The sequence below is a fragment of the Rhodoferax sp. RT4P68 genome, assembly GCF_056521305.1.
Map to the genome: position 1 here is coordinate 483,021 of NZ_JBWMBB010000001.1, position 26,677 is coordinate 509,697.

The 26,677-nt window shown below is 68.7% G+C and carries 26 protein-coding genes and 2 pseudogenes; 13 read left to right on the forward strand and 15 right to left on the reverse strand.

Annotated features, from left to right (window positions below):
- Positions 1 to 11: 11 nt before the first annotated feature.
- From AC099J_RS02180 to AC099J_RS02190, 3 genes and pseudogenes are all read right to left on the reverse strand, one after another.
- Positions 12 to 1,307: a type II toxin-antitoxin system HipA family toxin gene (locus AC099J_RS02180; RefSeq protein WP_479613557.1), complete on the reverse strand. Its 1,296-nt coding sequence runs from the start codon at positions 1,305 to 1,307 to the stop codon at positions 12 to 14.
- Positions 1,304 to 1,627: a helix-turn-helix domain-containing protein gene (locus AC099J_RS02185; RefSeq protein ID WP_479613558.1), complete on the reverse strand. Its 324-nt coding sequence runs from the start codon at positions 1,625 to 1,627 to the stop codon at positions 1,304 to 1,306. Before AC099J_RS02185 ends, AC099J_RS02180 begins: the two co-directional genes overlap by 4 nt.
- A gap of 134 nt (positions 1,628 to 1,761) precedes the next feature.
- Positions 1,762 to 2,505: pseudogene (locus AC099J_RS02190) on the reverse strand (pseudouridine synthase); the annotation flags it as partial.
- A 462-nt stretch (positions 2,506 to 2,967) separates the two neighbouring features.
- Here AC099J_RS02190 and infA point away from each other — a divergent pair.
- Entirely contained in the window at positions 2,968 to 3,237 is a 270-nt protein-coding gene (gene infA / locus AC099J_RS02195; protein ID WP_479613559.1) for a translation initiation factor IF-1, read from the forward strand.
- 82 nt (positions 3,238 to 3,319) lie between these two features.
- Here the strand turns inward: infA and AC099J_RS02200 are convergent, their stop codons facing one another.
- Entirely contained in the window at positions 3,320 to 5,710 is a 2,391-nt protein-coding gene (locus tag AC099J_RS02200) for a putative bifunctional diguanylate cyclase/phosphodiesterase (RefSeq protein ID WP_479613560.1), read from the reverse strand.
- Between the two features lie 94 nt (positions 5,711 to 5,804).
- On the reverse strand, positions 5,805 to 6,413 hold the full coding sequence (locus AC099J_RS02205; protein ID WP_479613561.1) for a methylamine utilization protein: 609 nt from the start codon (positions 6,411 to 6,413) through the stop codon (positions 5,805 to 5,807).
- A 296-nt stretch (positions 6,414 to 6,709) separates the two neighbouring features.
- Between AC099J_RS02205 and AC099J_RS02210 the strand changes: the two genes are divergently transcribed.
- From AC099J_RS02210 to AC099J_RS02220, 3 genes are all read left to right on the forward strand, one after another.
- The gene (locus tag AC099J_RS02210; RefSeq protein WP_479613562.1) at positions 6,710 to 7,177 is read left to right on the forward strand and encodes a pilin; all 468 of its coding nucleotides are present in this window, start codon (positions 6,710 to 6,712) and stop codon (positions 7,175 to 7,177) included.
- A 163-nt stretch (positions 7,178 to 7,340) separates the two neighbouring features.
- Positions 7,341 to 8,927, forward strand: a complete 1,587-nt coding sequence (locus AC099J_RS02215; protein ID WP_479613563.1) for a PglL family O-oligosaccharyltransferase — start codon at positions 7,341 to 7,343, stop codon at positions 8,925 to 8,927.
- A 146-nt stretch (positions 8,928 to 9,073) separates the two neighbouring features.
- The gene (locus AC099J_RS02220) at positions 9,074 to 10,759 is read left to right on the forward strand and encodes a PglL family O-oligosaccharyltransferase (protein ID WP_479613564.1); all 1,686 of its coding nucleotides are present in this window, start codon (positions 9,074 to 9,076) and stop codon (positions 10,757 to 10,759) included.
- A 7-nt stretch (positions 10,760 to 10,766) separates the two neighbouring features.
- Here AC099J_RS02220 and moaC read toward each other — a convergent pair whose 3' ends face one another.
- The gene (gene moaC, locus AC099J_RS02225) at positions 10,767 to 11,252 is read right to left on the reverse strand and encodes a cyclic pyranopterin monophosphate synthase MoaC (protein ID WP_479613565.1); all 486 of its coding nucleotides are present in this window, start codon (positions 11,250 to 11,252) and stop codon (positions 10,767 to 10,769) included.
- Between the two features lie 87 nt (positions 11,253 to 11,339).
- Between moaC and AC099J_RS02230 the strand changes: the two genes are divergently transcribed.
- On the forward strand, positions 11,340 to 12,884 hold the full coding sequence (locus tag AC099J_RS02230) for a M48 family metalloprotease (RefSeq protein WP_479613566.1): 1,545 nt from the start codon (positions 11,340 to 11,342) through the stop codon (positions 12,882 to 12,884).
- On the opposite strand, the gene AC099J_RS02235 is transcribed toward AC099J_RS02230, so the two are convergent.
- From AC099J_RS02235 to AC099J_RS02245, 3 genes are all read right to left on the reverse strand, one after another.
- Positions 12,843 to 13,196 carry a phage holin family protein gene (locus AC099J_RS02235; protein WP_479613822.1) on the reverse strand — a complete coding sequence of 118 codons (354 nt, stop codon included), beginning with the start codon at positions 13,194 to 13,196 and terminating at the stop codon, positions 12,843 to 12,845. The genes AC099J_RS02230 and AC099J_RS02235 overlap by 42 nt on opposite strands.
- Positions 13,197 to 13,209: 13 nt before the next feature.
- Complete coding sequence (locus tag AC099J_RS02240; protein ID WP_479613567.1) at positions 13,210 to 13,707, reverse strand: hypothetical protein; 498 nt, start codon at positions 13,705 to 13,707, stop codon at positions 13,210 to 13,212.
- 76 nt (positions 13,708 to 13,783) lie between these two features.
- The gene (locus tag AC099J_RS02245) at positions 13,784 to 13,912 is read right to left on the reverse strand and encodes a hypothetical protein (RefSeq protein WP_479613568.1); all 129 of its coding nucleotides are present in this window, start codon (positions 13,910 to 13,912) and stop codon (positions 13,784 to 13,786) included.
- Positions 13,913 to 13,926: 14 nt separating this feature from the next.
- On the opposite strand from AC099J_RS02245, the pseudogene AC099J_RS02250 reads away from it, so the two are divergent.
- Both AC099J_RS02250 and AC099J_RS02255 read left to right on the forward strand, forming a co-directional pair.
- Positions 13,927 to 14,043 (forward strand): annotated as a pseudogene (locus AC099J_RS02250) (TerC family protein); the annotation flags it as partial.
- 307 nt (positions 14,044 to 14,350) lie between these two features.
- Positions 14,351 to 14,875, forward strand: a complete 525-nt coding sequence (locus AC099J_RS02255; protein ID WP_479613569.1) for a DUF3717 domain-containing protein — start codon at positions 14,351 to 14,353, stop codon at positions 14,873 to 14,875.
- Here the strand turns inward: AC099J_RS02255 and AC099J_RS02260 are convergent.
- On the reverse strand, positions 14,850 to 15,413 hold the full coding sequence (locus AC099J_RS02260) for a YaeQ family protein (protein ID WP_479613570.1): 564 nt from the start codon (positions 15,411 to 15,413) through the stop codon (positions 14,850 to 14,852). The genes AC099J_RS02255 and AC099J_RS02260 overlap by 26 nt on opposite strands.
- Positions 15,414 to 15,426: 13 nt before the next feature.
- Positions 15,427 to 16,806: an adenylosuccinate lyase gene (gene purB / locus AC099J_RS02265; RefSeq protein ID WP_479613571.1), complete on the reverse strand. Its 1,380-nt coding sequence runs from the start codon at positions 16,804 to 16,806 to the stop codon at positions 15,427 to 15,429.
- 111 nt (positions 16,807 to 16,917) lie between these two features.
- Here purB and AC099J_RS02270 point away from each other — a divergent pair, with 111 nt between their 5' ends.
- Both AC099J_RS02270 and AC099J_RS02275 read left to right on the forward strand, forming a co-directional pair.
- Entirely contained in the window at positions 16,918 to 17,532 is a 615-nt protein-coding gene (locus AC099J_RS02270; protein WP_479613572.1) for a glutathione S-transferase N-terminal domain-containing protein, read from the forward strand.
- A 324-nt stretch (positions 17,533 to 17,856) separates the two neighbouring features.
- On the forward strand, positions 17,857 to 18,738 hold the full coding sequence (locus AC099J_RS02275) for a ferritin family protein (RefSeq protein WP_479613573.1): 882 nt from the start codon (positions 17,857 to 17,859) through the stop codon (positions 18,736 to 18,738).
- Positions 18,739 to 18,741: 3 nt separating this feature from the next.
- Here the strand turns inward: AC099J_RS02275 and AC099J_RS02280 are convergent, their stop codons facing one another.
- The 3 genes from AC099J_RS02280 to AC099J_RS02290 form a co-directional block, all read right to left on the reverse strand.
- Positions 18,742 to 19,158, reverse strand: coding sequence for a PPC domain-containing DNA-binding protein (locus tag AC099J_RS02280; RefSeq protein ID WP_479613574.1), 417 nt, complete (start codon positions 19,156 to 19,158; stop codon positions 18,742 to 18,744).
- Positions 19,159 to 19,217: 59 nt separating this feature from the next.
- Positions 19,218 to 20,570: an MFS transporter gene (locus AC099J_RS02285; RefSeq protein ID WP_479613575.1), complete on the reverse strand. Its 1,353-nt coding sequence runs from the start codon at positions 20,568 to 20,570 to the stop codon at positions 19,218 to 19,220.
- Between the two features lie 362 nt (positions 20,571 to 20,932).
- Positions 20,933 to 21,847, reverse strand: coding sequence for a CDP-alcohol phosphatidyltransferase family protein (locus tag AC099J_RS02290; protein ID WP_479613576.1), 915 nt, complete (start codon positions 21,845 to 21,847; stop codon positions 20,933 to 20,935).
- Positions 21,848 to 21,862: 15 nt separating this feature from the next.
- On the opposite strand from AC099J_RS02290, the gene AC099J_RS02295 reads away from it, so the two are divergent.
- The 4 genes from AC099J_RS02295 (at position 21,863) to AC099J_RS02310 (ending at position 25,742) form a co-directional block, all read left to right on the forward strand.
- The gene (locus AC099J_RS02295) at positions 21,863 to 22,858 is read left to right on the forward strand and encodes a zinc-dependent alcohol dehydrogenase (RefSeq protein ID WP_479613577.1); all 996 of its coding nucleotides are present in this window, start codon (positions 21,863 to 21,865) and stop codon (positions 22,856 to 22,858) included.
- Between the two features lie 238 nt (positions 22,859 to 23,096).
- Entirely contained in the window at positions 23,097 to 23,504 is a 408-nt protein-coding gene (locus AC099J_RS02300; RefSeq protein WP_479613578.1) for a 6-pyruvoyl trahydropterin synthase family protein, read from the forward strand.
- Between the two features lie 137 nt (positions 23,505 to 23,641).
- A complete protein-coding gene (locus tag AC099J_RS02305) occupies positions 23,642 to 24,700 on the forward strand; it encodes a glycosyltransferase family 4 protein (RefSeq protein WP_479613579.1) in 1,059 nt (352 codons plus the stop codon).
- A 115-nt stretch (positions 24,701 to 24,815) separates the two neighbouring features.
- Positions 24,816 to 25,742 (forward strand): class I SAM-dependent methyltransferase, encoded by a 927-nt coding sequence (locus tag AC099J_RS02310; protein WP_479613580.1) that lies wholly within the window; start codon positions 24,816 to 24,818, stop codon positions 25,740 to 25,742.
- Here AC099J_RS02310 and AC099J_RS02315 read toward each other — a convergent pair.
- On the reverse strand, positions 25,739 to 26,674 hold the full coding sequence (locus tag AC099J_RS02315; protein WP_479613581.1) for a RibD family protein: 936 nt from the start codon (positions 26,672 to 26,674) through the stop codon (positions 25,739 to 25,741). The genes AC099J_RS02310 and AC099J_RS02315 overlap by 4 nt on opposite strands.
- Between the last annotated feature and the right edge of the window lie 3 nt (positions 26,675 to 26,677).

Here is a 26,677-nt window from a genome sequence, read left to right on the forward strand (position 1 = left end):
ATGGGAGGCCGCTAGCGCCCCAGCAGCGCGGCGGCCTCTTCCATCTGCGCATGCTCGAAGGCCGGCGCGAACTCGTCCAATTCCGCCGCCCTCAGCCCCACTTGCGGGCTGAGTGCCATCCGGCGCCAGTCCGACACGGCGGCGTGCACCTCGGTCAGTACGCGCTGCGCATGCTGCGCGTCGAGCGCGAAATAGGTCGCCCGGCCCAGCAACATGCGCACGTCGGTGATCGGCCCGTCCTGCTCGGACAGCCAAGTCTTGGATTCCCGGTCTTTGTCTGGAAACGGGTTGATGTCAAAGGCTGGTGCCAAACGCCACAGACCCCGCCCCACGTGCAGAAAGCCGTGGTTCTGCAGGTGGTCGTCCACATTGGTGATCAGCAGATTGAACACAAGCCGGCGCCATAGCTGCTGCACGTCCTGCGTGGGCGCGTGGCCATGGGTGCGAATTGCGTCCGCGATCTCGGCGTAGCTGCGATCTTCCTCGCGCGAGGCCTGCAGCAGGGATGCGGCCGACTGGTAAGGAATTCGGCCATCAACCCCATCGCGGTCGAAACGGCGAATGACGGACACCGGCACATCGCCCAACAGCACGACGCGCGCGGTTGCGGCCTCGATGCCCGCTTGCGCCGCGAGTCGCAGCGCCAACACCTCGCCGCGTGTCACGCTGCGCGTGTCGGCCACGCTCGGAAACTTGCCAATCGCGAGCCAGCCGTCCTCATCCACCATCGTGCACTTGGGGCGCATGCCGCCCAGCGAGGTGCCGCGGCCCTGCAGATAGCGCAAGTCCTCGGCTGTCTCCTGCCCACGCTCCAGCGCGTGGCTGGCCTGGTACACGCGTTGCAGTTCGATCAGTGGTGGTGTGCTGCGGCGGCCGGCTTCGGGCGTGCGGTGCCAGTGTCCATCGGCGTCGCGCAGACGCAGCGCGCCGACCCGGCTGAGGTCGTCGACGGCGAGCAGGTAGTCCATCTCGCTGAGCGCCGGCAACTGCGGTTCGTCCTTGCGGCGCTTCGCGTGGGCGCGGGCAATGACGCGCCGACCCCAGGCATCCGGGGCCGTGTCGGCGATGGCGCCATGGAACACCGAATCGTGCGGCGACGCCGCTTTGTGTGGCTGGTGGCCTGGCGCCAGTTGCAAGTCAGCCGACACGGTGAACCGCTCCGGGGTCGCCAGCCAGGCGTCCCCATAGGCCAACGTACTGTGCTCGCGCCGGCCCTGCTGCACATACAGCAGGGCGGCGATGGGCGTGCCCGCCTTGCCGATGCACAGCTGCACCGCCCGCTGCTGGGGCGCAGCACCAGGGGTCACAAGGCTCCCGATCCAGCGCGCCTGGTTCGCACGCGTTTGGGCAACTGCTGGTCCATCAGCGTCAGGCCAATGTCGTCGTTCGCCGTGTCCAGCCATTGCGCCAGCGCCTGAATCTCGCCGAAGACATGCAGCGCGCGGGCAAAAAAGTGCAGGGGCACGCGGCCATCACCCTTCTCCATGCGCCGCACGGTGGACAGGGAGGCGCCCATGCGTTCGGCCAACGACGCTTGCGAAATGTGGCGCCGTCGACGGGCCAGCGAGATGTCGCTGCCCAGCTTTTGGATGGCGCGCTCGACGGGCAGCGGGATGGGGAATTCCACTTCACGACTCTCCAGCACGTCAACAGGCGCCTCCAAAAAAGGATGGCGAACACTCAGCGTGGGTCAATAATATCTCTCGTGGGAGCGGTCCGGCGCGATATAACGTCCCATGGAGACGTTAACCGCCAGTACCGTCAGAAGCTCTCACCGGGGGCCAGGTACCGCCATTGGCCCGCGGGCAGCCGCCCCAGTACGACGCGGCCCATGCGGATGCGCTTGAGGCCCACCACTTTGAGGCCGACCTGCTCGCACATGCGGCGGATCTGGCGCTTCTTGCCTTCCACCAGCACGAAGCGCAGCTGCTCGGCGTTCTCCCACTCGACCACGGCCGGCTTCAGCGGCTTGCCGTCCAGCGACAGGCCATGGCGCAGCCGCGCCAGCTGGGGCGCCGGGAATGCAGAGCGCACGTCGAGCGTGCGCTCGCCCAACTGCACGCGCACCAGGTATTCCTTCTCCATCCCGGCGTCTTCGCCGATCAGCTGGCGCGCCACGCGGCCGTCCTGCGTCAGCACCAACAGGCCTACCGAATCGATGTCCAGCCGGCCCGCGGGCGCCAGGCCGCGCAGCTGCGCATGGTCGAAGCGCATCGGCGCCCGGTCTTCGGCCCAGCGGTTGCGTGCCGTGAACAGGGTGACGGCCGGCTCGTGGCCATCCTCGGCCTGGCCGCTGACGAAGCCCATCGGCTTGTGCATCAGCACGGTGACCTGCCGCGCCTGGTGGCCCTCGGCCGCGCGCTCCACGCTGATCTGGTCCTGCGTCGTCACCTTCTGGCCGGTGACGGCCAGCGCGCCGTTCACACGCACCCAGCCCTTGTCGATCCAGTCATCGGCCTCGCGCCGCGAACACAGCCCCATCTCAGCCATGCGCTTGTTCAGCCGCGTCGGCTCGGCGGCGGCCTGCGGCACCGTGGCCTTGGGAATGCGGCGGATGGGGGGGGCTGGGGGACGGGGATCGTTCATGGGATGCGGCCTGGGGCTGGCGGGGCGCGGGCAGTCTACGCCAGGGGCGCGCAAAGCCCCTGCACGCGGCGCTGGCGGCCCCATCCAGCCGCAATTCCCTGCAGCTCTGACAGGTACACTTGCGCGTTTTGCCGCGACGTGCTCACTGTGGCGCTGCGGCTGTCGTCTGACAGGCGTTTGCCCCACCCGAGCAGCGCCGCACCGCGCGACCGGCTCCCACCGTCCGCGCGGTGGTCAAGCGAAAGAAACAGCCGCGCGCACGACCGGTGAGCCGTGGCCCGCGACCTTTTTCCCGGCATTGGTCCGCCGGTGGTGTGTGACAGCGTTTTTTGCGCCGGCCCCTGGAAGGCTGTGCGCCCATTCATTCCGCAAGGAGACTGCATGAGCAAGGAAGAGTTGATTGAGATGCGTGGCAAGGTCGAGGAAGTGCTCCCCGACTCGCGCTTTCGTGTAACGCTGGAGAACGGCCACTCGCTCGTCGCCTACACCGGCGGCAAGATGCGCAAGCACCGCATCCGCATCCTGGCGGGCGACAACGTGTCGCTCGAGCTGTCTCCCTATGATCTGACCAAGGGCCGCATCACGTTCCGCCACCTGGACACGCGCAGCGGCCCCGGGCCCGGCGCTCCCCGGCCCTACGGCAACCGCTGACGGGCACCAGCAGCCGCTGACGGCACACCCGCCGGCCACGCGCGCCGGTTGATTTCAAGGGCCCGGCCGGCCCGTCGCCCCGTCAGGCGCCCACCGTCTCCGCGTTCCAACGCTCGCGCCAGGCGGCAAACGCCAGCGCCGGCACCGGCCGCCCCATGTGGTAGCCCTGCGCTTCGTCGCACTGCAGCTCGCGCAGCAAGTCCCAAATGGCAGCCGTCTCCACGCCCTCGGCCACCACCGACAGGCCCAGGTTGTGCGCCAGGTCGATGGTGGAGCGCACGATCTTGGCGTCGTCCGGGTCGCGCTCCATGGCCATCACGAACGACTTGTCGATCTTCATCTCGTCCACCGGCAGCCGCTTGAGGTAAGCCAGCGACGAATAGCCGGTGCCGAAATCGTCGATCGACAGCTTGAAGCCCAGCTCGGCCAACCGGTTCAGCGTGACCTCGGCGCGCTGCGGGTCGTCCATGATGGCGCTCTCGGTGATCTCCAGGCACAAGCCGTTGGGCAACACGCCGTGCGGCGTCAGCCGCTGCATCAGCTTGGCCGGCAACTCCTGGTCCATCAGGTCGCGCGTAGACAGGTTGACCGACATCCGCAGCAGGCCGTCGGCAGGCTGCAGCGCCGTCCACTGCCGCGCCACCTCCTCGATCATCCACAGCGTCAACTGGCGCACGAAGCCGGTCTGCTCGGCAAACGGAATGAAGTCGTCCGGCCGCACCATGCCGCGCTGCGGGTGCTCCCAGCGGATCAGCGCTTCGGCGCCCACCACCTGACGGTCGGCCAGCGCGATCTTGGGCTGCAGGAACAGGCGCAGCTCGTAGTGTTCCACCGCGTGGCGCAACTCGGACAGCAGCGACAGCGTCTGCGCGCTGGTCGAGTCCAGCGCCTGGTCGTACAGCTGGACCGCCGTCGTGCGGCTCTTGGCCGCGTACATCGCCACCTCGGCCCGGCTCAGCAACGCGTCCACGTCTTCGGCATGCTCGGGCCAGCAGGCGATGCCGCTGGAGGCAGACAGGTCCACCGTCTGGTCGTCGAACGTCATCGGCTGCACGAAGGACTCGCCCAGCTGCTGCGCCACCACCACGGCGCGCGCCGCATCGGCAGCGGGCAGCAGCACGGCGAACTGGTCGCCACCCATGCGTGCCAGCAGGCCGCCGATGTGCTGCATGCGGAGCAACAGGCGTTCGGCCACGGCCTTGAGCAGCCGGTCGCCCATGGCGTAGCCCAGCACGTCGTTGACGTGCTTGAAGCGGTCCAGGTTCAGCACCACCACGGCCAGCGGCGCTCTGTTGCCGGGCTCAGCCTGGCGCGCGGCAATCGCCTCGCGCACCGCGTCGCGAAATCGCATGCGGTTGGGCAGCCGCGTCAACCGGTCCCAATACGCCAGCTGGCGGATCTCGTTCTGGCTGAGCGCAATGTTCTGCCGCATGCGGTCGAACGCATTGGCCAGCTCGCCGATCTCGTCGCGCCGCTCGATGTGCTGCATGCGCTGCTCGTACTGGCCGCGGCCCAGCCGCTCGGCCGCTTGTAGCAACGAGCGCAGCGGCGTCGTCACGCGCTGCGCTGTGACCACGCTGCCCAGCGTGAACAGCAAGAGCCCCAGCGCCGTGATGACGGCCAGCACCGCCTGGATCTGCGAGAACGGCGCCGTCACCTCGTTCAGCGAACGCAGCAGCAGCGTGCGCACCTCGCCATTGCCGGCGCGCAGGTCCACGCTGCGCAGCACCATGGTGTCGCCGTCGATCGCAACCTCCGTCTGCGCCAGGCCGCCGGCCTGCAGCGCCTGCAGCTGTGCCGGGCTGAGCGTGCTGATGCCCAGTTGCGGTTGCGCCGCGCCCGGCGCTTGGGTCAGCAGCGCCACGTGCACGCCCGACAGCTGGCGCATGTCCTCGGCCAGGCCCGCCGTCAGCGGGAAGCCCATCACCACCCAGCCGACGATCAGCGGCGCGCGCATCGGCACCATCACGAACTGGTAAGGGGTGGTGCCGACCAGCGCCACCTGCGTGCTGTTCTCACTGCGCGACAGGCTGCTGCCCAGGGCCTGCAGCACCGGCGCGATGGCGATCGCATCGGGCGTGTCGCTGAGCGCCCGCAGCCACAGGCGCGTGTCGAGCAAGGCCGTCACGTCAGCGCCGATGCGTGCGCCGTGGTTGTCCAGCGCCGAGCGGATGGTCTCCAGGTCGCCCGAACCCACTGCGTCGCGAAAGGCGTAATCCGCTGCCAGCAGCGCTGCGCCCTGCCGCAGGTTCTGCGCGTTCTGCTCCAACAGGCGGCGCCACACACGCTCGCCCACGCGCAGCTCCTGGTCGATCTGCGCGCGGGCATTGCGCTCGATGCTGCCGCGCACCACCAGGAACACTGCGCCCTGCACCAGCAGCAGCAGCGCCAGCGACGGCACCAGGATGCGCGTGGACAGCCGCCAGTCGGCGATGGCGCTGCGCGGCCAGTGCCACCACGTCAGGCGTTTCATGAGGGCCGCGGCCCGCAGGGCAAGAGCCCGCCCATCGGCGCTGGCGCACTGAGCTGCGCTTGCCGGGGCGTGTGTGGGCTCAAGCGATGGCCTCTCAAGGCTCCAGGCCCGGAACCTTCACCGTGACCGCGCCGCCGGCCGAGGCCAGGCTCAGCGCCTGGTCGGTGGGCGGCGCGCCAACCGGCAGGTTCTGGTGCCAGATGCGCAGTCGGTAGTTGCCCGCAGGCACGTCGTTCAGCGCCAGTTTGCCGTCGGCGCCGCTGCGGCCGAAGTAGGGCGTCTCCACGATCACGACCCAGGCCGCCATCGTGTCGTGGATGTTGCAGCCCAGCACCGCGATGCCGGGCTTGTCGAACACCACTGGCGCGGCGGGCGTGCCGATGTAGAGCTTCAGCTCGAACTTGACCGGTGCGAACGAGTAGACGTGGTGGCGCACCGTGTCGCGGTTGGGAAAGGTCACCGACGTGCCAACCGTGACCACGTTGACGAGCGGCGCGAACTCTTTGTTGAACTGCGCGATCTCGGCGGCCGCCAGGGGTTTGGATGCGGCCTTGGCCTGAGCCGATTCGAGGAACACGACGGCACCGGCCAGGGGCTTGCCGGCCGCGTCTTGCGTCTGCACCTGCAGCGTAGCGGCGCTGGCTGATGCACTTGCGAGGGTGGCGAAGCAGGCCAGCAGGAATTGGGCAGGGGGCAGGGCCATGGTTAGGCGGCGGGTGGTGGGCAGTCCGGGGGGGTAGGGTGCGGGTGGATTATGGCGATGGGATTTGGGTGGTGCCATCAAGGTAGTGCGCCAGGCCGAGCTGACAAAAATGTCGGGCGTGGCAGTCAAAAATGTTCGTTTTGCATGCCGCGCATGGCGTGCAAAGGCCGGCCGCCGTGGAAAAGTGCCCGTGGGTGCGTGAACTTCATTAGCGCTGCGGCTTGGCATGCAACCTGCAGAGACAGCGAAGTGCACGCGCTGTCGGTGCCGTCTTTCCCATCACTAGGAGTTTGTGAATGAAGCGTTCAATCCAAAAGGGTTTTACCCTGATCGAACTGATGATCGTGGTCGCGATCATCGGCATCTTGGCGGCCGTTGCGTTGCCGGCTTATCAGGATTACACCGTGCGGGCGAAGGTATCCGAGTTGATTTTGGCCGGGTCTTCCGCGAAAACAACTCTGGCGGAGGCTGTGCAAAGCGGCTCCGGTTTCCCTCCGACCGCCAGCAATCCTGTTGAAACGCAGGCGTCCAAATTCGTGACTGGCGTCGGCTACGTCAGCGCGGCGACGACCACGGGTACGATCGTGGTGGCTGGCAATGGCACGAATGAGAGCAAGCTTACTGGCAAGGGCGTGCAGTTTGTCGGTACCGCGCAGCCCAATGGGCAAGTCACGTGGGTCTGTAATGCGGCTCCGATCAATGCCATAAGTTCGATTACTGCTCTTTTGGAATCGAAGTACCTCCCTTCAAGCTGTAAGGGTTGATTTTACCCACTCCGCATCCAGGCTCCTTCGGGAGCCTATTTTTTTGCAGCATCTGATGGCGCTCGTATTTCGCGTTTCGTCTTTTTGGTTGTTGGCTTGGTCTGTCGCCTTGTCGTGGGCATGGCTCCTCCCAAACCACTATCCCCCATGGTCGACCTTCCATATGGACGCCTGGGCATCAGCTGTACTACTGGTCATGGCTTGTGCGCTGTCAGGGGGCCAGCGTCATCGGATCGTCCAACTCCCACTCATTGCCGGAGTTGCGATTGCAGTGGCAGCGATTCCTTGGGTGCAGTACGCATTCGGCCAACTTCAATTCGTCGGCATCGCGTGGATCAACAGTGCCTACATTTTGGGGTTCGCGCTTGCTGTACTGGTCGGGCAGCGTTGGGAGCAGCACGAGCCTGGGCAGTTGGGTGACGGCATTTTTGCTGCGATCCTGATCGCCGCCGTCTTGTCGGTCGGACTGCAACTCCACCAATGGCTGGGGCTTGAAATCCTCGATATTTGGCTGATGGGAAGCGGCAGCGGTCGTCCCTATGCCAACGTAGGTCAACCCAACCAGCTGGCCACACTGCTGTTGTGGGGTGTCGTCGCTTTGTGGTGGTTCAGCCTACGTGGCCGTATGCGTCCGCATTATGCGGCCTTCGGCACGCTTTTCCTGTCGTGGGGACTGGTCCTGACGGCTTCGCGTACTGCTTGGCTGGCTGTGCTTCTGTTGCTGGCGTGCGTCTGGTGCTGGGCTTCGTTGTGGCCTTGGCGACGTGCGCGTTGGGTAGCCGTTCTGCTTGCCTTGTGCTTCGTCGCGCAAGCGTTCTTCGCGCCCGTGGCCACCCGGTTTTTGTTGTTGCCCCCCTTTGAAGATGCGGCGGATATAGCAGCGCGCAGTTCGGGAGGGCTTCGCCTACAGGCGTGGCAGATGTTATTCGACGGCGTGACGAAGGCGCCATGGTGGGGCTACGGCTGGAACCAGGGAAATATGGCTCAATTGACTGTGGCCGAAGATCATCCGCCTCTGCATATCCTATTCCAGTACTCCCACAACTTATTTCTGGATGTTGTTCTATGGTGCGGCATTCCGATCGGCATCGGCCTGGTTGCCCTGCTGCTCATGTGGTTGTGGCGGCGAATCCGCTCGGTGCGTGACAGCAGCAGTGCCATGTTGATCATGATGTTGCTCATCGTCGGCAATCACGCGATGTTGGAGTTCCCTCTGCACCATGCGTACATGCTGCTTCCTGTTGGGCTTGTTGTCGGGGCGTTGGAATCGCGGCTTCGGGCACCGGTACTGCCCGTCAATGGCCTGATGACGCAGTTGGTGCTGTTGATTGCATGCGGTTTGATGCTCACTGGCGTGGTGCGCGACTACATGCGTATCGAGGCGGCATACCAGGTACTTCGGTTCGAGCGCGCAAACTTCAAAATCGACATCCCTAAGGTTGCTCCCGATGTTTTACTACTTGATCAAATGCGCGGCCCAATCGCTCTCGCGAGGCTGGATCTCTCTCCGGCAAACGCGTCTGCCAATGTTGACTGGATACGCCGGGTTGCCTGGATTTATCCAAATGCGGGCACGATTCACAAGCTCGCCGCCGGCCTCGCATGGACTGGGCGGCCTGAAGAAGCGGCGACATGGCTCCGAAGGATGTGTGCTGTTGTCCCGCCTCAAGAATGCAATGCAGTGCGCGCAGCATGGGCAGCCCAGGCTGCGGCCGACCCGTCGATCGCAGGAGTGCTGTGGCTCAAGTAAAGCTTCCGAACTGCCAGCCAATGAGACCTGCTTGTCTATCGACGTTGAGAAGGCCATTTTGGGCCACGTTGCTCGAATGGCTGTCGAGCCGCAGCGGCGGTTGACCTGTCGTGGGGCCTCAAAATGCCTGCTCTACCATGCGCGTCGTGACCCAACTGCGCGCTAACCTTGCCGGCATCCTCCTTCTACTTATCTTCCCCTGGCTCAACCCCCTAGCCCCCGGCCCGGTCCCCTCCATCTTCCCCTGGCTGCTCTCCGCCTGGCTGGTCTGCACCGCCGTCATCGCCAGCGCGCCGCTCGCCCAGCGCCCTTCTTCCTCCCCCCGCGCCAGCGCCGCAGTCGCACTCGCCATCCTCGCCACGCTGGCCTGGGCCGCCATGCCGCGCGACGCCTGGCCCACGTCCTACGAGCTGCTCGCCCTGGCCGGCGGCCTGCTGCTCGTCGTGCTGGGCGCCATGCTCGCCCGGCAGGCGGGCGGCGCCACCATCGCCGGCCACCCTTGGGCCTATTGGTGCGCGCTGTGGCCCTGGCTGGCGGCCGGGCTCATCAGCTGCGTCCTGGCCCTGCTGCAATACACCGGCCACGCCGCACCGCTGGCACCCTGGGTCAACTGGTCGCCAGAAGGCGAGGCGTTCGCCAACCTGCGCCAACGCAACCAGTTCGCCTCGCTGACCAACATCGCGCTGGCGGCGCTGCTGGCCTGGCGCGTGCTGCCGCGCCGCAGTGCCGAACCCTCGCGCGCGGCCGAGCTGGCGCTGGCTGCGGCGCTGGCGTTGCTGGCCGTCGGCAATGCCGCATCGTCCTCGCGCACCGGGCTGCTGCAGCTGGTGTGCATCTGCGCTGCCGTCCTCGTGTGGCGGCGCGACCGGCGCGTGCTGCTGTGGCTGGTGTGGACGCTCGCCTGCTACGCCATCGGCGTGCTGGGCCTGCCCTGGGCGATCGGGCTGGACCCTGCACTGCACGGCATGTTCTCGCGCCTGCGTGCCGGGGATGCGGTCTGTTCCAGCCGGCTCACGCTGTGGAGCAACGTGCTGGACTTGATCGCCCAGCGCCCCTGGCGTGGCTGGGGTTGGGGCGAGCTGGACTACGCCCACTACATGACGCTGTACGACGGCCCGCGCTTTTGCGACATCCTGGACAACGCGCACAGCCTGCCGCTGCAGCTGGCGGTGGAGCTGGGCCTGCCCTTTGCCGTGCTGACGGGCGCGGCGCTGCTGGGCTGGGTGGTGCTGCGCCGGCCCTGGCGCGAGACCGATCCGCTGCGTCAGATGGCCTGGCTGGTGCTGGGCGTCATCGTGCTGCACAGCCTGCTCGAATACCCGCTCTGGTATGGCCCTTTCCAGCTGGCTTGCGGCCTGAGCCTGGGGCTGCTGTGGCGCGGCGCGCCGGTGAAGGCGTTGCCGTCCACTGCCACGCGGCGGGGCTACGCCCTGTTGCCTGTGCTGCTGGCCAGTGTGCTGTTCGCCGCCAGCGCCTACGCCGCATGGGATTACCGGCGCATCAGCCAGATCTACCTGCCGCCCGAGGTGCGGCTGCCGCAGTACCAGGACGACACCTTGCCCAAGCTGCAGGCCAGCTGGCTGCTGCAACGCCAGGTGCGCTTTGCCGAGCTCACCACCACGCGCGTGACCCCGCAGAGCGCGGCGCGCGTGCATGCGTTGGCGACCGAGCTGCTGCACTTCTCGCCCGAGGCGCGCGTGGCCGAAAAGCTGCTCGACAGTGCGCTGCTGCTGGGCCTGCACGACGAGGTGCCGCTGCACCGCTTGCGCTTCGAGGCGGCGTTCCCCGAGGCCTATGCGCAGTGGGCCGCGCGCGCGGCGACGAAGCGCTGAGGCGCGCTCAGCCGGCCACCCAGTCGCCTGATTTTCCGCCGTGCTTCTCCAGCAGGCGCACGCCGGTCATCGTCATGCCCCGGTCCACGGCCTTGCACATGTCGTAGATGGTCAACAGGCCGACCTGCACAGCGGTCAGGGCTTCCATCTCCACGCCGGTGGGGCCGATGGTTTCGGCCGTGACGCGGCATTCGACGAACGGCACGGCGGCTTGCGCATCGGCCAGCTCGAAGGCCACGGCCACGCGCGTCAATGCCAGCGGGTGGCACAACGGGATCAGCTCGCTGGTCTTCTTGGCCGCCTGGATCGCCGCGATGCGCGCGATGCCCAGCACGTCACCCTTGTTGGCGTTGCCGGCTGCAATCAGAGCCAACGTGGCGGGCAGCATCTCGATGCGGCCCGTGGCCACGGCCACGCGCCGGGTGGCGGGCTTGTCGGCCACGTCCACCATGTGGGCCTGGCCAGTGGGGTCGAAATGGGTCAATGCGCTCATGGGTGCGCTCATGCGAGTGGGTGGTGGCGAAGAGGGGATTCGGCGGGTGGCACTGAACCTGCGACCGCTGCGCGCATCATAGGGTCCATGGCTTTGTCGAATCCGAACCTCTTTGCGCGCACCGCGCAGCGCGTGCTGTGCATCTTGATGGCCTCGTGCCTGCTGCTGGCGCCGGCCCACGCGCAGTTGCCCAGCCTGGGCGATGGCGCCGACATGAACACCGCCACCGAGCGCAAGCTGGGCGAGCGCATTGCGCGCGAGCTGTACCGCGACCCCGATTTCATCGAAGACGCGGTGCTCGAGGACTACGTGCAGAGCCTGTGGCAGCCGTTGATCGCCGCGGCCAAGCAGCGCGGCGAGTTGTCGCCCGAGTTGGGCGAGCGCTTCGCGTGGGAAATCCTCATGGGCCGCGACCGCAGCATCAACGCCTTCGCGCTGCCCGGTGGCTACCTGGGCCTGCACCTGGGCTTGATGGGCGTGGTGACCACGCGCGACGAGCTGGCCTCGGTGCTGGCACACGAGCTGACGCACGTCACGCAGCGGCACATCTCACGGTTGATGAGCCAGTCCTCGCGCCTGGCGCCGTGGGCGATCGGCGCGATGATCCTGGGCATGCTGGCGGCCAGCAAGAGCCCCGATGCGGCCAGCGCCATGATCATGGGCGGGCAGGCGGCCGCCATCCAGAGCCAGCTGAATTTCTCGCGCGACATGGAGCGCGAGGCCGACCGCATCGGCTATGGCGTGATGACGCAGGCCGGCTTCGACCCGGTCGGCTTCGTGAGCATGTTCGACAAGCTGCAGCAGGCCAGCAAACTCAACGACAACGGCTCGTTCCCCTACCTGCGCAGCCACCCGCTGACGACTGAGCGCATCGCCGACATGCAGGCGCGCCAGGCCTTGCTCGAGCGTCGCGCCGCGCCGGCGCAACCCGACCTGGTGCACGCCATGATGGCGGCGCGTTCGCGCGTGTTGTCCAACCCCGGCCCCGAGCTGCTGCGCACCTGGGTCACGCAGGCGCAGACGTTGCCGGCCGCGAGCCCCGTGGCCACCACGGTGCCGGTGTTGTATGCCGGCGCGCTGGCCGCCAGCCGGCAGCGCGATGCGGCGCAGGCACGTGCGCTGGTGCAGACGCTGCGCACGACCGTGCAGGCAGACCCCAAGGCGCTGCGTGTGGTGCAGTTGCTGCTGGCCGAGACCGAGTGGGCGGCCGGTGATGCGGAGCGTGCGTCCGCCGCGTTGGCCACCATACCGGCGGCCGGGCAGGGCCGGCCCGAGCTGTTGCTGGGCTCGCAGATCCAGATCCGCAACGGCCAGGCCGGGGAGGCCGCAGGCAAGCTGCGCGCGCGTGTGGCGCAGGAGCCGCGCGACGCCGTGGCCTGGCAGCTGCTGTCCAGCGCCTACGCACAGCAGGGCCAGACCTTGCGTGCCATCCGCGCCGAGGCCGAGCAGCAGGTGGCCCGGCTGGACTACACCGGCGCGCTCGACCGTTTCAAGGCGGCGCAGAACTACGCGCGCGCGCCGCGCCCGGGCGATGGCCCGGTGGACCACATCGAGGCGTCGATCATCGACACCCGCACGCGCCAGCTCGAATCACTTGTGAAGGAACAGGCGCTCGAGCGCCAGGTCAACTAGCAGGTTCAGCAGCGAGTACAGCAGCGAGCCGATCAGCGCCGCGCCGAAGCCCGCCACCTGAAAGCCCGACAGCAGGCCCGACGCAGCCCAGAACATCAGCGCGTTGATCACGAAGAGGAACAACCCCAGCGTGACGACCGTGACGGGCAGCGTCAGCACCACCAGCACCGGGCGCACGATGGTGTTGAGCAGGCCCAGCACCAGCGCGGCCAGCAGCGCCGAGCCGAAACCCGGGATCTGCACGCCGCTGTAGACGTTGGCCACCACCAGCAGCGTGACGGCGCTGAGCAGCCACTTGAGCGCGAGCTTCAGCATGGCGCGGCCCTCACTCGGCACCGAGCGTGAACAGCACGCCCATCCCCATGCCCAAACCGCTCAGCGTGCCCGGCAGCGACCAGGGCCGTTGTGACGGGGTGGCGTCGGGCGCGGTGCGGGGGGCTTGCCCATTCTGCGCAGCGTGCGTGCCGACTGCTTCGTGCTTGGGGCGCCGGGCATCCAGCGTGCGGGCGCCGGCGTGCCGTGCCTGCAGCTCGGTGGCCAACTCCGGCAACGGCCCCTTGGCGACCACCTCGGTGGTGCGGTGGCCCTGGTGGCGCAGCCAGGGCGAGACCGCCACGAACAGCCTGTCCGCCCACTTGGCGCGCCAGCTCTCGCGTGCGCTGCGGCTGACCCACTTGCTGATGCGCTGGGCCATGCGCGGCGCGCAGGCTACCAGCACCCAGTGCACCGGCGCGGCCGGCCCGGCCTCGGGCGTGGCGCACAGGGGCGCCAGCTGCTGCCGGGCGTGGGCTGCATCGTCGATGTAGACAATGATGGTTTCCACAATGATCCTTCAGTGGTGAACGGTGGAAGACGGACCCAGCTTAGCGGTAGCTGCGCCGGGCCCGCAGGTCAGGGCTTCAGGCCTGCAAACGTGCGCGCCCCATGCTGCGTTCTTTGAGCATACCGGCGCCGAGCACCAGCACGATGGCCAGCGCGGATACGGCCCAGCGCAGCGGGGCATTCTGGTCGAAGACACCATCCGGCATCTGCTCATTGACGATTGCTCAAGATCCCGGGCCTGATGCTGGTGGGTGGCCTGGGCCTGGTGTGGGCCCCCTACAAGTTGCTGGCCGACCCACACAGCGACGGCGACAGCCACGGCCCGCACGCTTCGACCAAACCTGTCCAGGTTCAGATCGAAGGTCTTGCCGGGCTCGGAGTGAGTCCGATGAATGCCTGGCGCGCCGGAAGTGGGGTACGTCGTCATGACGACGATGCCGAATGACCGATGCGCCAGCGTCCGGTGTGGGGGCCGTCCCTTGGCGCAGCGGGTGGGAGCTACTCCCCTTCGCGGGCCGGACTACAGCATCGCCATTGAGCCCTTCCCAAGCCCTTGCCGTCGTGCGGGAAACGGCTTGCGGGAGCGGGCCGGCCTGTGCGGGGGGGCGGCGCTATCATCCACGTCCCTTTTCCTCCGGCGCTCCATGGCAGGCATCCACATCACCGACATCGAGGCTGCCATCAACCACTGGCGCGAACGCACACCTTCGCCCGACGGCATCACGCTCGGCCCCGAGCTGCGTGCCCTGGCCGAGGTCTACGCGCTGATGGTGTACTTCCACGAAGACGAGGCCGACGAGGTGTCGCTGCCGGCCAAGGCCAAGGCGGCCTGGCTCGCCTGGTATGCCACGCAGCCGGACACGCCCTGCATCGCCATCTGTTCCACCAGCCAGGGCGACAACGAATGCAAGGGCTGCGGCCGCAGCTTCGAAGAGGTGCAGTTGTGGCCCGAGATGTCGCCGGCGCAAAAGCGCTCGACCTGGCGCCGCATCACGCTGCAGGGCGACGCCTGGCGCTTCAACCGCTATGCGGAGCGGGCCGGCCCGGCGGCTGCAGCGCCTGCCTCAGCCCCGGCACCAGCGCCTTCGCCCGTGTCGACGCCTGCGGACGACGGAGCCGCCCGCAGCGCCAACAACGCCCTGATCAACCCATCCAGCGTTCGCAGCTGACTTCCACGCTGGTGCTGGCGTCCGACAGCATCAGCTGCCCGTCCTGCACCGTCGCCTGCAGCTGCATGCTGCGCTCGGCCATCGCGGCCAGGGCCTGGCTGCTGGCCGTGGACATGCGCCAGACCGTGAGATTGCGCAGCCGCGTGAGCTTGCTCTGAATGGCGTTCCACCAAAGCTCGGCCGACGACTGGTAGGCATACACCGCCACCGCGTCGGCCTTGCCGCACGCCTTGGACAGCGGGCGGTCTTCAGGGATGCCGACCTCGATCCACAAACGCGGGCGGCCGGTGTAGTCGCGCAGGCAGACGTCGGGGTCTTCCGGGTCGGACAGCCCTGCGCCGAAGGCCCAGGTGCCGTTGCCCTCGCACACCGTCTGCAGTGCGTGCGCGTTCAGCGCCAGCGCGGCCAGCCGCACCATCATGCGTTCGTCGGTCTCGCTGGGGTGGCGCGCCAGCGTCAGGTTGTGGTCGGCGTAGTAGCCATGCTCGATGTCGGCAATGGTCAGGTTGGCCTTGAAGACCGTGGACTTGATGGCCATCGAATGTTGACCGTTAGACCTGGCGCGCCAGCGCGACGGCCTTGCCGACGTAGCTGGCGGGCGTCATCGCCAGCAGGCGATCTTTCTCGGCGTCCGGAATGGCCAGAGAGCGGATCAGCTTGTGCAGATCTTCGGCCGCCACTGTCTTGCCGCGCGTGGCTTCCTTGAGCGCCTCATACGCGCCCTGCACACCGTAGCGCCGCATGACGGTCTGGATCGGCTCGGCCAGCACTTCCCAGGCGGCGTCCAGGTCGGCCTCCAGCGCCTCGCGGTTCAGCTCAAGCTTGTTCAGCCCTGTCGTCAAAGACCCATAGGCCAGCACCGCGTAACCCAGCGCCACGCCCATGTTGCGCAGCACGGTGGAATCGGTGAGGTCACGCTGCCAGCGGCTGATGGGCAGTTTCTCGGACAGGTGGCGCAGCAGCGCATTGGCCAGGCCGAGGTTGCCCTCGGCGTTCTCGAAGTCGATCGGGTTGACCTTGTGCGGCATGGTCGACGAGCCGATCTCCCCGGCCTTGAGCCGCTGCTTGAAATAACCCAGGCTGATGTAGCCCCAGACGTCGCGCGACCAATCGATGAGGATGGTGTTGGCACGCGCCACGGCGTCGAACAGCTCGGCCATGTAGTCGTGCGGCTCGATCTGGATGCTGTAGGGCTGGAACGTGAGGCCCAGGCCCAGCGGCTCGGGCGTCTCGATGACCCGGCGGCTGAAGGCCTCCCAGTCGACATCGGGCCAGGCCGACAGGTGCGCGTTGTAGTTGCCCACCGCGCCGTTCATCTTGGCCATCAGCTCCACACCGGCAATGCGGGCACGGGCTTTTTCCAGCCGCACCAGCACGTTGGCCACCTCTTTGCCGACGGTCGTCGGGCTGGCCGTCTGGCCGTGGGTGCGTGCCAGCATGGGCACATCGGCAAACGCGTGGGCCATCTCGCGCAGCTTGGCGCAGATGCCGTCCAGCGCCGGCAGCAGCACGGTGGCGCGCAAGGCCTTGAGCTGCAGGCCGTGGCTGGTGTTGTTGATGTCCTCGCTGGTGCAGGCGAAGTGCACGAACTCCTTGGCCGCCAGCAACTCGGGGTGCCCATCGAACTGGGCCTTGATCCAGTACTCGACGGCCTTGACGTCGTGGTTGGTGGTCTTCTCGAATTCCTTGATTGCCAGCGCGTCGGCCTCGCTGAAGTTCTGCACCAGGCCCAGCAGGGTTGCGCGAGCCGCGGCGCTGAGTGGCTTGAATTCGTCCAGTCCGGCGTCGCTCAAGGCGATGAACCAGGCGATTTCGACCTGCACGCGGCGGTGCATGAAGCCTTGTTCGCTCATCAAAGGGCGCAGTGCCGAAAGCTTGGCGGCGTAGCGCCCGTCCAGCGGCGACAGCGCGGAGATCGTCGAGAAAGTCATGCCGGAATTGTAGGTTGCGCACCACGGGCGCCCGGCGGGTGGGCCGGCCGGGCGCCTAGAATCGATCGGGCCTGCGCTGGTGCCCGGGCTGCCCACCACCATCCCATGCCCATGAAACTGATCGGATCCCTCAGCAGCCCTTACGTGCGCAAGGTGCGCATCGTCATGGCCGAGAAGAAGCTCGACTACCAGTTCACGAGCGAAGACGTCTGGGCCGATGAGACCACCATTTCCCGCTCCAACCCTCTGGGTAAGGTGCCCTGCCTGGTCATGGAGGGTGGCGAGGCTGTCTTCGATTCGCGCGTGATCGTGGAATATCTGGACACGTTGTCGCCGGTTGGCCGGCTGATCCCCACCCAGGGACGCGAGCGCGCCGAGGTCAAAACCTGGGAGGCGCTGGCCGATGGCGTCATGGACGCTGGTGTCTTGGCCCGGTTGGAGGCCACCTGGGTGCACCGCGCCGCTGGCGAGCGCAGCCAGGCCTGGATCGAGCGCCAGCTCGGCAAGGTCACGGCCGGCCTGAAAGCGATCAGCCAGGGCCTGGGCGACAAACCCTACTGCAGCGGCATCCACCTGAGCCTGTCCGACATCTCGGTGGGCTGCGCGCTGGGCTGGCTGGAGTTCCGCTTCCCCGAGATCACGTGGCGCCACACCCACCCCAATCTGGTCAGGCTGCAGGACAAGCTCATGCTGCGCCAGAGCTTCATCGACACCCGACCCTGCTGATCCGGTGCCGGCCCAGAAGGGCTGAAGATGAAAGGCTGCGAAGCGCCCCGGGGGGAACGAGGGGGGAGGGAGGAGGAGGAGAACCGCCCCGGGATTTCGTCCGTGCCATCAAGGCAGGAAGGCTTCGCAGCGAAAACCGTGGTTGCGGAGCGATCTCCGCACACCCTGCCATAGAAGCCGTGCGCTGGATGAAGTTCCCAATTCCGCCCGACGGCGTCCGTAAAGAAGTGTGAACCGGTCAGCTGTCGGCATGGTCCTACGGCGCCGGGGCGCCTGTACACAAGGCCGCCGCCTAGAATGAGCACGTCGTCATCAGAGTGCAACATGCTGTACCCCGAACTCTTCAAGCAACTCGAAGCCGTGCGTTGGAACATGGAGCACGATATCCCCTGGGCCCAGTTCGACGGGACGCGTTTGTCCGACGAACAGGCGCAGACGATCAAGATGAATGCCATCACCGAGTGGTCCGCCCTGCCGGCCACCGAGATGTTCCTGCGCGACAACCTGCACGACAGCGACTTTTCGGCCTTCATCTCGGTCTGGTTCTTCGAAGAGCAGAAGCATTCGCTGGTGCTGATGGAATACCTGCGGCGCTTCCGCCCCGAGTTGGCGCCGACGGAGGACGAGCTGCACGAAGTGCGCTTCGAGTTCGACCCGGCGCCGGCGCTTGAGACGCTGATGCTGCACTTCTGCGGCGAGATCCGGCTCAACCATTGGTACCGGCGCGCCGCCGAATGGCACACCGAGCCGGTCATCAAGAACATCTACGGCAAGCTGAGCCAGGACGAGGCCCGCCATGGCGGTGCCTACCTGCGCTACATGAAGCGCGCCATCCTGCAGATGGGCAACGAGGCCCGCACCGCCTTCACCAAGGTCGGCGTGCTGATGGCCAGCGCACGGCGCACGGCCCAGGCCTTGCACCCGACCAACCTGCACGTGAACGAGAGCCTGTTCCCGCGCGACACCATCCAGTCGCGCCTGCCCAACCCCGAGTGGCTGGAGCACTGGCTGGACGAGCAGATCAAGTTCGACGCCGAGTGGGAAGGCAAGGTCGTCGACCGCATCCTGCACAACCTCAGCCTGCTGATGGAGCGCAGCTTCAAGACCGTGCAGGAGCTGAACCGCTACCGCAAGGAAATCAGCCGCGAAGATGCAGCAGAGGCCGCAAGTGCCGCTGGCGCCGCTGGGGCTGCCGGCGCAGCCTGAGTCTCAGCGCGGCCGCGCCACCAGTTCCAGAAACCCCGTCAGCGGGTCGGGCGCCCGGTCGAACACCTGCCCGGGCAGCAGCCCCAGCACGATCTCGGCCGTGGTACGCACATTGCAGCCCGGCATCAAATGCCCGCCCAGCACCTGCCCCTTGGCATCGGCCACGCTGGCGTGTAGGTGCACACCGCCGGTGCCCAGCGTGCCGGTCAGCGTCAACAACTCCAACGGGCCGTCGATGCGCGTGCCGGCCGGCGCGTCGGCATAGCGCAGCATCGCCCGCGTGAGGCTGCCCACGGCGGACAGCACGCAGGCCGCCTGCACCGGCAGCGGTGCGCTGGCGGCGGTGCGGCTCCAGGCCTCCAGCGCGCCGCGCAGGTCGTCGCCGGGGTTCAGGCGCAGCACTTCGATACGCAGTTCCATGGGGCGGACCTCCTGGCCGGCGATTGTGCGATGTGCTGCGCGGGCCGTGCGCCGGCAAGCTACCGCAGGCCGTGCAGCTGAGCGGGCGGCACGATGTGGACCCGCAGGGCAAAGCGCATCAGCAGGGCCGCCAGCACCAGGGCCGCGCCCAGCACCGAAAAGCTCACCACGAAGCCGCCGGTGGCCGCCTTCATGCCGCCCACCAGCAGCGGCGCCAAGAGGCCGCCGCACGCGCTGATGCTGGCGATCAGCGCGAAGCCGGCCGCCGCCGTGCGCTGCGCCATGCAGCTGGCCGCGATCGGCCACAGCAAGACGAACGCACCCGACAGCCCAGCCGAGGCCAACGTCAGGCAGGCCAGCGCCGGCCCGGGCGCGTACAGCGCCCAGGGCAGCGCACACAGCCCAGCAGCGCCCAGCAGCGCCATCACCGCGAAATGGCTGCGTCGCTCCGCCAGTCGATCCGAGAGCCGGCCCACGGCCACCATGGTGGCGATGCTGGCGCACGCCGGAAGCACCGCCGCCAGCCCCACCTGCGGCAGCGAGAGCCCGGCGGCCACCAGCAGCGTGGGCTGCCAGAAGGTCAGCGCATAGATGCCCATCGCCACCAGCAGACCGATCAGCCCAAGCAACCAGACGCGCCCATCGCGCAGCACCGCGCCCGCGCCCAGCGGGGCGGCCCCGGCGTGCTCGGCCGCCAGCGCCGCCAGCACCTGCTGGCGCTGCGTCGGTGACAGCCAGCTCGCCTGCGACGGCCCGTCGGGCAGCCAGAAGTAGGCCAGCATGCCGAGCAGCACCGTCGGCAGCCCCAGGATCAGGAACAACCACTGCCAGCCCGCCAGACCGTGCCATCCGTGGAACTGGCTCAGCACGACACCGGCGATGGGCCCGGCGACGATGGGCGCGGCGGCGAAGGCCATGAAGAACAGCGCCGTCATCTGTGCCCGCTGCTGCGCGGGAAACCACAGCGCCAGGTAGAGCAGCACGGCCGCCGTAAAGCCCGCCGCGAACACGCCCGTCAGGAAGCGCAGCAGGTACCAATGCGTCGGCGTGGTCACGAACACAAGGGCCGCCGACGCCAGGCCCCACAGCACCAAGATGCGCAGCAGCGTGCGCCGGATACCGGCCCGCGCCAGCAGCACGTTGCCTGTCCATTCCAACAGCGCATAGCCCAGAAAGAAGATGCCCGCTCCCAGGCCGAACACTGCGTCCGGAAAGCCCAGCCACGCCTTCATCTGCAACTGTGCGTAGCCGACGTTGCTGTGGTGCACGTGGTTCAATACTTGGCAGAGCAGGAGCAGGGGCATCAAGTGCCAGGCGATGCGGCGCAAGGGGGTGGGGGTTATCAAACTGGGGCCTGCGCGGGGCGGGTGAAGGGCCATGCCTGAGCCCGGCAAGGACGCCATGTCAGGCATGGTCTTGCAAGCAGCGCCGCTCGTCTTTGAGCTGCTGACATGAAGTGAATGAGAACACGCCAGCAGCGATGGAGATGATCGGCCTGGCCCGTGCGCTGCCGGTCCGCGCTGGATTGGCAGGGCTGCAGAAAGCCGCGCTCAGCAGTTTCCCTTTTTGGCCTGGCCAGGCGGGCAAAACCTGTCGCCCGAACTCTGTGACCGGCCAGGATCGACGACGACGGCCCCCGACGGGGTGTAGACCGCGCAGCCCGTCATGCACGACGCAAGTACAACCAATGCAATGAGCGCTTTCATCTGTACAACCTGTTGTGACGTGGTGTGATCGAGTCTATCCGGGGCAAGAGCAGATGTGGAGGAGGCGCTTACCGCCCGGCCGTTCGCTGCCGCGCCAGCCACAAGACGTCCACCCCGAACGAATAGACCAGCGCCGCCAGCCCGCCCGCGGCGATGGCGGTGGACCAGGCCACTGGAACGATTGGCCCCAGGCAGACGATCAGCGTCACGATCTGCACCACGCAGACCGTCTTGCGGCGCATGCTTGCGGGCAGCGGTGCGGCCAGCCAGGGCCACACGCCGGCTGCCAGCACGAAGGCATAGCGCATGGCGCCGGCAGCCAGCACCCAGGCGCCGGCCTTGTCGAACTGCAGCACCAGCACGCTCAGCACCAGGATCAGGAACGCGTCGGTCTCCATGTCGAAGCGGGCGCCGAACGCACTGGCCAGCTGTTGGCGCCGGGCCAGCGGGCCGTCGACCGCGTCGAGCAGCGCCGCAAGCGTGGCCAGCACCACGGCCGACCAGGCCAGCAGCGGCGAACGCGTGGCCGGCTCGCCCACACCCGCGGCCAGCAGCGCGACCATGGCCAGCCGCAACAACGTGATGCCGTTGCCAGAGCCGAAGCGCGCGTGCGGCGCGTGGGCCGGCAGAGCGCGCCAGACGCAGACCGCGCCGACCGCGAACACGGCCAGCGCCTTGGCCACGACCCAGAGGCCGAGCGGCGTTGCCAGCGGCAGCGCTGTGAGGGCCAGCGCCACTGCAGCCAGCGCGAGCGCCGCGACGACCAGGGCGCGGGCCACGTCGCGCCGCAGCGCGCGCTGCACACGCTCGGCCGCACCGAACGGTGCTTGCAGCGCAGCAGCTGCAGTTGCAGCTTCAGATCCGCCACTGCGCGCCGCCCGGCCGCCGGACGACGCGCGCCCCAACCCCGGGCCTGAAGGCGCACCGGTGTCCGCCTCGGGCGTGGTTGGCAGCTGCCGCGCGGGGGAAAAGGGGCTCGTCATAAGATGGTTCACAGCATGCCAGCAAACGCCATTCCCTCTCCCGCGCAAGACTTCCGCGCCTGCTGGCTGGAGGCGCCGCAGCACGCCGCACTGCGCAGCGGCTCGCTGGGCCCGCTGGCCGCGGGCGCAGTGCAGGTGCGCGCGCTGCACAGCGCGGTGAGCCGTGGCACCGAGCTGCTGGTCTACCGTGGCGAGGTGCCGACCAGCGAACACCAGCGCATGCGCGCGCCGTTCCAGCAGGGCGATTTCCCTGGGCCGCTGCTGTACGGCTACGCCAGCGTGGGCATGGTCGAGGCCGGCCCGTCCGCGCTGCAGGGCCGCCCGGTGTTCTGCCTGTACCCGCACCAGAGCCGCTACCAGGTGCCGGCCAGCGCCGTGCAGCCGCTGCCCGACGGCCTGCCGCCGGCGCGCGCGGTGCTGGCCGCCAACATGGAGACGGCCGTCAACGCGCTGTGGGATGCGGCGCCGCGCGTGGGCGACCGCATCGCCGTCGTCGGCGGTGGCGTGGTGGGTCTGCTGGTGGCCTGGCTGGCGGCGCGGGTGCCGGGTTGCGTGGTCGAGCTGGTAGACGTGCGAGCGCAGCGCGCCGCGCTGGCCGTGCAGCTCGGCTTCGGTTTTGCCACGCCCGACACGGCCACGCCCGATGCCGACCTGGTCGTGCACGCCAGCGGCCAGCCGCAGGGCCTGGTCACGGCGCTGGGCCTGGCCGCCTTCGAGGCCACGGTGCTGGAGCTGAGCTGGTACGGCCAGCAGGCCGTCGCCTTGCCGCTGGGCCAGGCCTTTCACGCGCGGCGCTTGACGCTGCGCAGCTCGCAGGTGGGCCACGTGGCCACGGCCCAGCGCAGCCGCTGGAGCTACGCACGCCGCATGGCGCTGGCCCTGGCGCTGCTGCGCGAGCCCGCGCTGGACGCGCTGGTGACCGACACTGCAGCGTTTGACGACCTGCCTGCCGTGCTGGCGCGGCTCGCCGCTGGCGCGCCCGACACGCTGTGCCAGCGCATCGACTATTGAGATGACACACCCCCCAGTTTGCGTGCTGCGCGCTGCGCCGACCCCCCTGCTGCGCAAGGGGGACCGAGCCCGGACACAAAAAGCTCCAGTGGACCTTTTGTGCCTGGCGCGGGCCGGGCGGCAATGCGCGGCGCGGCCTGCAAGGCCGCCCAAGCGGCCTGGCAGAGCCAGTTCCGCGGGTGCCCTGGCATGGTCCGTTCCGCAGCTCCCGCTGCTCCCTAGACAACCAAGGAATTTCATGTACAGCGTCAGCGTCCGAGACCATTTCATGATCGCCCACAGCTTCCGCGGCGAAGCCTTCGGGCCGGCCCAGCGGCTGCACGGCGCCACCTACGTGGTCGATGCCGAGTTCCGCCGCCGCGCGCTCGACGCCGACGGCATGGTGGTCGACATCGCGCGCGCCACCACGGTGCTGCGCAGCGTGCTGGAGGCGCTGAACTTTCGCAACTTGGACGAAGAGGCCGACTTCGCGGGCCAGAACACCACCACCGAGTTCATGGCCCGCGTGGTGTTCGACCGCATCGCCGCGCGCGCGGCGGCAGGCGAGCTGGGCGCCTATGCCGCCGGCCTGGAATCGCTGCGCGTGCAGCTGCACGAATCGCACGTGGCCTGGGCCGCGTACGAGGGTGCGCTGCCGGTCGCGTGAGCGCCGCTCGGCCTGCGACCGGCGTGCTGGCGGCGCAGCGCGACGCGACGTCACGGCCTCCCGCCGTCGGCATCGCCCCGCCGCGCGAACGGGCGCGCACCGCAGGCCGACAGGCCGATGCTGGTCCAGCGACCGCCTTGGACCGGCACGCCGTCTTCCTGGTGCCGGGCGATGCGCAGGCGCGCACCGGCGGCACGCTGTACGACCGCCGCATCGCCGACGCCCTGCGCGCCAGCGGCTGGACCATCGACTGGTGCTCGCCCGGCGACGGCTTTCCGCTGGTGGATGCCGCTACGCTGGCGCAGGCGCAGCGCGTGGTCGAGGCCTTGCCCGATGGCGCGCTCGTGGTGGCCGATGGTCTGGCTTTCGGCGCGCTGGCGGACTTGGCCGCGCACCACACGCACCGCCTGCGCTGGGTCGCCCTGGTGCACCACCCCTTGGCGCTGGAGACCGGGCTCACGCCCGCGCAGCAGGCCGCCTTGCGCGCGAGCGAGCAGCGCGCGTTGGCCTGCGCGCGCCACGTCATCGTGACCAGCCCGGCCACGGCCCGGGCATTGGCTGACTACGCGGTGCCGGCCGCACGCATCACCGTCGTCGAGCCCGGCACCGACGCGGCGCCTCTGGCGCGTGGCGGCGGCGCCGGGCCGCTCGCCCTGTCGCTGCTGTGCGTGGCCAGCGTCACCGCGCGCAAGGGCCATGCAGAGCTGCTGCAGGCCTTGGCCGGTCTGCGTGATCGGCGCTGGCAGTTGCACTGCGCGGGCAGCCTGCAGCGCGACGCGGCCACCGCAGGCGCCGTGCGCGATGCAGCAGCGCGCCTGGGCCTGGCCGAGCGCATCGTTTGGCATGGCGAAGTGGACGCCGCGCACCTCGCATCGCTATACGACCAGGCCGATGCCTTCGTGCTGGCCTCGCACCACGAGGGCTATGGCATGGCCTTCGCGGAGGCGCTGGCGCATGGGCTGCCGGTGGTGGGCTGTGCGGCCGGAGCGGTGGTTGACACCGTGCCCGCCAGTGCCGGCCTGCTGGTGCCGGTGGGCGACGCCGCTGCGCTGCAAGAGGCATTGCGGGTCTTGATGGACGATGCGGCCACGCGCCAGGCCTTGTCGGCGGGTGCGCATGCGGCGGCCCAGCAGTTGCCGCGTTGGCACGACGCTGCTGCGCGCTTTGCCACGAGCTTGGCCGGGGTGGCGCGGTGATTGCGCACCACCCCGCACGTGTGCCTGTTCGCCCCTGCGGACCATGGCGCAGTTCCGCGCGCTACGCAGGGCAGCCGCCTGCTCGCCCTTGCGGATCAGGGCCACGCCCTGCGCCATGTTCACGACCGCCGGCTCAGGCCCGCGCAAGCACGCGGGGCTACGCGCCATGACCGGCTTCAGCCGCGACTGGCTGGCGCTGCGCGAGCCCTTCGACCGCGCCGCGCGGAACGAGGCCGCCGCCACGCTCGACTGGCCTGCGCTCGCGGAGCGGCTGCACGCGCAGGTGGCCCCGGGCGCGCCGCTTGCGGTGGTCGACCTCGGCTGCGGCACCGGCGCCAGTTTGCGCGCGATCGCGCTGCGCCTGGGCGGGCGCCAGCACTGGCGGCTGTTCGACCACGACCCGGCGCTGCTGGCCGCCGTGCCGGGCGCACTGGCCACCTGGGCGCAAGCCGAGGGCCTGCATGTCGCCGCCGACGGCACCATCAGCGGCCGGGGCCTGCACCTGCAGGTGACCTGTTGCCAGGCCGATCTCGCGGCCGGCCTGGCCGATGTACCGCTGCACGGTGCCGACCTGGTCACGGCCTCGGCACTGATGGACCTCGTCTCAGCCCCCTGGCTGCAGGATCTGGTGGCGCGCTGCCATGCCGGCGGCGCGGCCGTGTGCTGGGCGCTGAACGTGGACGACCGCCTGGGCTGGCTCCCCGCGGATGGGGACGACACCGCCGTGCACGATGCCTTCCGCGCGCACCAGCAGCGCGACAAGGGCTTCGGCCCGGCGCTGGGTGGCGCGGCGGTGGTGTGTGCGGACCACGCGTTGCGTGCGGCTGGCTACACGGTGCAGCTGGCGCAGAGCGACTGGCAGATCGGCGCGGACGATGCAGCCATGTGGGACGCAATGGTGCAGGGCATCGGCAACGCGGCCATCGAGCAGCGGCCGCAGGATGCAGCGATGGTGCAGGGTTGGCAGGTGCGGCGGCTGGCGGCGCGGGGTACGGCCCAGCTGCGCGTCGGCCACATCGACCTGATGGCCTGGCCTGGCTAGGTCGGCACGGCGTGCGGCGCCGACGGCGCCACGCGCACATCCAGATCCCACAGCACGTCGCTGCCCAGCACGAAGCTGCGCGCCGGTGGGCGCAGCGCATCGGACATGGCATTGGAGCGGCGCACCTGCAGACCGGGATGGCCGCCGCCGATCAGCAGCGGCGCCACGATCAGGTGCAACCGGTCCAGGCAGCCCTGCTGCAGGAACTGCGACACCGTGACGCCGCCGCCTTCCACAAACAACGTGTGCAGGCCGCGCGCCCGCAGTGCCCGCACGACCTCGTGCAGCTGCAGATCGCCGTGCGTGCCGCGCGCCACGACAACAACGCTGTTCGCTCCCATGCGGTCTTCGGCGCGCGCGCGGTGGGCTTCGTCGCAGACCAGCAGCGTGGGGGCCTGGCCGTCGGTGAAGATGCGGGCGTCCGCCGGCACACGCAGGTGCGGGTCGAGCACCACGCGCGTGGCGTTGGCCCCCGGCACGCGGCGGGTGGTCAGTTGCGGGTTGTCCAGGCAGGCGGTGCTGGCGCCGACGATCACCGCGTCGCACAACGCCCGCAGCCGGTGCAGGTGCACCAGCCCGTCGGGGCCATTGACGAAGTACGAATCACCGCTGTGCGTGGCGATGCAGCCGTCCAGGCTCTGGCCCAGCTGGCCGATGGTCCAGTCGGCCATCGCGCCCTGCCGGTCCAGCAGCGGCTTGAGCAGGTCGAACAGCGTCGCGGCCGGCGCATCCCAGTCGCCGCGCAGCGTATAGCCGTGCGAGGCGGACCAATCGAGCGGCAGGCTGGCGTCAACGGCCGGCAGCCGCGCGCGGCGTCGCTGCGCGAGCGCCAGGCACAGCGGCCACAGCGCCTGCACATCGCCGGCGGGCAACGCATCGGACAGGGGGGCGGGCAGGGCGCTCAGACGAGGACTCCATGGACAAAGGTGCAAAGC